Origin of the sequence: Metabacillus bambusae (assembly GCF_017497975.1) — a bacterium.
GTDB lineage: Bacteria > Bacillota > Bacilli > Bacillales > Bacillaceae > Metabacillus > Metabacillus bambusae.
In genome coordinates this window covers 1-597 of record NZ_JAGDEL010000064.1, presented here as the reverse complement: position 1 = coordinate 597, position 597 = coordinate 1, and the positions used below count along the sequence as shown (strand labels likewise).

Here is a 597-nt window from a genome sequence, read left to right as displayed (position 1 = left end):
ACACCCGAAGTCGGTGGGGTAACCGTAAGGAGCCAGCCGCCTAAGGTGGGACAGATGATTGGGGTGAAGTCGTAACAAGGTAGCCGTATCGGAAGGTGCGGCTGGATCACCTCCTTTCTAAGGAAAATGAGGCACACTTGGTTTTTGTTTAGTTTTGAGAGAACTTTGTTCTCCAAATGAATATTAGAGATGGGCCTATAGCTCAGCTGGTTAGAGCGCACGCCTGATAAGCGTGAGGTCGATGGTTCGAGTCCATTTAGGCCCACCATCTCAAATGAAATAAATGGGGCCTTAGCTCAGCTGGGAGAGCGCCTGCTTTGCACGCAGGAGGTCAGCGGTTCGATCCCGCTAGGCTCCACCAAATGTTCCTTGAAAACTAGATAACGATAACAATTCAAGTAATTCACTGAGTTTAAACGCTTAGTTTAGTGATTCTCTTAATAATTGATTTAAATGACATTTTTAATGTCGAAGGTTAAGTTGTTAAGGGCGCACGGTGGATGCCTTGGCACTAGGAGCCGATGAAGGACGGTACTAACACCGATATGCTTCGGGGAGCTGTAAGTAAGCTTTGATCCGGAGATTTCCGAATGGGGA

The 597-nt window shown here is 47.2% G+C and carries 2 tRNA genes and 2 rRNA genes; all 4 read left to right on the top strand.

The window, feature by feature from the left end:
• Positions 1-117 (top strand): 16S ribosomal RNA (locus I7822_RS29590); the annotation flags it as partial.
• A 74-nt stretch (positions 118-191) separates the two neighbouring features.
• Positions 192-268: transfer RNA gene (locus tag I7822_RS29585), tRNA-Ile, on the top strand.
• A 17-nt stretch (positions 269-285) separates the two neighbouring features.
• Positions 286-361 (top strand) — tRNA-Ala (locus I7822_RS29580).
• Positions 362-473: 112 nt separating this feature from the next.
• Positions 474-597: ribosomal RNA gene (locus tag I7822_RS29575) — 23S ribosomal RNA — on the top strand; the annotation flags it as partial.